Origin of the sequence: Jannaschia aquimarina (assembly GCF_000877395.1) — a bacterium.
Lineage (GTDB): Bacteria > Pseudomonadota > Alphaproteobacteria > Rhodobacterales > Rhodobacteraceae > Jannaschia > Jannaschia aquimarina.
On sequence record NZ_JYFE01000057.1, the window covers coordinates 1 to 2,862 of the forward strand.

4 protein-coding genes are annotated in these 2,862 nt (G+C 65.9%); all 4 read left to right on the plus strand.

The annotated features are described in order from the left end of the window. Positions 1 to 598: 598 nt before the first annotated feature. Positions 599 to 856, plus strand: coding sequence for a hypothetical protein (locus jaqu_RS15340; protein WP_141134419.1), 258 nt, complete (start codon positions 599 to 601; stop codon positions 854 to 856). Positions 857 to 934: 78 nt separating this feature from the next. Continuing rightward, the gene (locus jaqu_RS15345) at positions 935 to 1,129 is read left to right on the plus strand and encodes a hypothetical protein (protein WP_043919885.1); all 195 of its coding nucleotides are present in this window, start codon (positions 935 to 937) and stop codon (positions 1,127 to 1,129) included. A gap of 152 nt (positions 1,130 to 1,281) precedes the next feature. After that, the gene (gene msrB / locus jaqu_RS15350) at positions 1,282 to 1,665 is read left to right on the plus strand and encodes a peptide-methionine (R)-S-oxide reductase MsrB (RefSeq protein ID WP_236687874.1); all 384 of its coding nucleotides are present in this window, start codon (positions 1,282 to 1,284) and stop codon (positions 1,663 to 1,665) included. A 55-nt stretch (positions 1,666 to 1,720) separates the two neighbouring features. After that, positions 1,721 to 2,862: ester cyclase (locus jaqu_RS21420; RefSeq protein ID WP_052501004.1), on the plus strand; the 1,142-nt coding region annotated here is incomplete at its 3' end.

Below are 2,862 nucleotides of genomic sequence, written 5' to 3' on the forward strand. Positions count from 1 at the left end.
CGGGATGCAACAACACCGTCTCTTCCTCGTTGCAAAGGGCCGACGGCCGTTCGGGGCCCGCTGCCCGCGATTGCCGGACCCGTTCGCCGCGAGCGGAATCTGCAAAGATCCGGACGTTTCATGGAAGACCTCAAACGCGTCCGCTCCGAGGCTTATCCCGAAGAGGCTCCATCGCTTTGATCACGCTGGGCCTCGCGCCCGGAACCAGCCCTATCGTGAAAGTCGAAGGAGCGCCGCCATTGCAGAGATCGAGGAGCACCGGCCGGACGCGACCAGCGCGCGCCCTCAGCGCGCGTCCTGCAGCAACACAAGACACGGGCGGGCCAACGATGCGCGGCGTGCCCGGCATGGCCATGCGATCGCGCCGACCGGTGTCATTGCGGACGATGCAACGGTCGCCGGCACCGACCGGTCGAACCATGGCCGGGCAGGGTTGTCGCGGGCGCGAGCGGCTGATCGCTCGGTCCCGGCGGCCCTGCCTCAGATCATCCGGACGAGGCCGCGAGATCCGCGCCGTTCGAGACATGCCGCGAATGCTGGCCCGACACCGATGGCCCATGCGCGCACCGAAGCAACCAACCAGAAGGAGACCGTTGCAATGAAGACCATCATGACCACCGCCGTCCTGTCGCTCGCGCTCGCCGGCGCTCCGGCCTTCGCTCAGTCGATGGGCCAGGGCTACGACATGCTCATCGCGTCCCTGGAGAGCGAGCTCGCAAGCTACGGATACACGACCGAGCAGCTCGATGGACTCCGTCTCAGCCAGATCGCGGAGTTGCGCTTGCTGTTCGACCAGGACAGCACCCCATCCCAAAGCCAAGTCGACGTCATCATCGCCAATCCCGGTTCCGAGTGAGCCTTCCGCGGCGGGCTCCAGTCCCGCCGCACCCCCTCCCTGTCTTTCTCGTGAAACAGGAGTGAGCCGGAAATGCGTATGTCCGCCACGACCTCTTCTCTGCTTCATGTCATCCTGATCGTCGGTCTCGGCGGCTGCGTCCCGGGCGGCGGCACGTCCGGTGCGATCCGCAATTCGCCCAACCTGTCCTGTCTCGATCGCGCCACGGCCACGGCGATCAGGATCGAGAACGGCAGTCGTGACTCGGGACTCTTGCGCCCTTGCAAGAATTGAGAAGAGGCTGACCCGTGAAGCTCGCTCCACGCTCCTCATCGTCGCGCCGCGCTCTCCTGCTCGGTGGTGTCGCAGCGGCCGCACTGGCTATCGGAGGCGGCGCCTGGTGGCGGTCATCGCGAACCCGGCCGAACCGCGCCTTTCCTTTCTCGTTGACCGAGGAGGAATGGCGGGCGCGCCTGACGGACGAGGAGTATGCGATCCTCCGCGACAGCGGAACCGAGCGTGCCTTTTCCTCGCCTCTCGACGGCGAGACGCGCGAGGGAACCTATACCTGCGCCGGCTGCGGAAACCCCGTCTATTCGTCCGAGCATAAGTACGACAGCGGCACCGGCTGGCCGTCCTTCACTCAAGCCGTGTCGGATGACGCGGTTGGCGAACGTCCGGACCCGAAGTTGCTTGGCCTCGCCATCGAAATCTACTGCGCGAATTGCGGCGGACATCTGGGCCATGTCTTTGAAGACGGCCCCCCACCGACCGGCCGACGCCACTGCATCAACGGCATCGCGCTCGACTTCATTCCTGCCCCGGCCTGACCTGGCCAGAGCCCCCCGATCTCGGCGCGCGCCATTCATCTTTGGAGGATCCCCCATGCAACTCTTCTTACGCATTCAGAAGCTGGCTCTCCTGTCGCTAGCCGTCTCGACGGCTCAGGCGGCGGCGCAACAGACGCCGAATGTCAGCCAAGTCTCCACCCACATGGGCGAGATGGCCATGTCCGTGGAGGCCGCGGCCGGAATGGAGCGCGAGGTGCACGACCGGCTTCGCTTCGAGCCATATCAGCAGATCGCCGACATCTTCACCCGCGGCGACCTCGTGTTCCTGATGCGCCACGGGCCGACCGATTGGTCCAAGCTCGACGAGCGGAACGTGGCGCCGACGGACTGCGCCAACCAGCGCGTCATGTCGCCGGAGGGCCGGGGCAACATGCGCGACATGGGCGCGCTCTTCGCCTCGAACGGCATCCTGCCGTCGCGCATCGTGACCTCGGAATGGTGCCGCAACCAACAAACGGTCGAATCCATGCTGGAGGGCATCTCCGAGATCGATCCGGCCGCGGCCGAGGCTATGCCGGTCGAAACCACGCCGGATCTCAACCTGCTCCTGTCGCTTCAGGGAAGCCCCGACGTCACGCCCCTGCAGGCGCGTATCTCCGCATGGGACGGCGATCCCGACCGGCCCGGCCCGCTGCTGATCGTCTCGCATTACACCAACATCGAGGAACTGACGCAGTTCAGGGTGTTCGAGGGCGAGATCCTCGTGATCGACCCCAAGCGCGACAACCTCGTGCTGGGCTACCTGCGCCTACGCTCGGCCTCGCCCGATGTCGGCCACTTCGCCGACGCGCTGGCCTCGCCGCTCCTGGAGCAGAATGCGGCCATGGACATGATCGAGCGCTACTACGCCGCGCTAAACGCCCAGGACGATGCCCAGATGATGGGCCTGCTCGCCGAGGACTGGACCGGATTCGGCCTTGCTGCGGGGCCGGAGGGAATGGACCAGGACGGACTGCGCGGCCTGATAGACGGCAACCGGGAGGGCATGAGCGACATGGTCTTCTCCGTGGACGATCTCCACGTCTCCGAAGATGTCGTGACTGTGCTTGGACGGATCACCGGCACCCATACGGGCGAGCTTCTCGGCGTCCCCGCCACAGGACGGCCCGTCGAGTTCGAGACCATCGTCGTGCACCGCATCGAGAACGGGCGCATCGCGGAGTCCTGGATCTCGTC

Coding starts and splice junctions, on each gene's coding strand:
- jaqu_RS15340 (WP_141134419.1), top strand. CDS start 599: ATGAAGACCATCATGACCACCGCCGTCCTGTCGCTCGCGCTCGCCGGC.
- jaqu_RS15345 (WP_043919885.1), top strand. CDS start 935: ATGTCCGCCACGACCTCTTCTCTGCTTCATGTCATCCTGATCGTCGGT.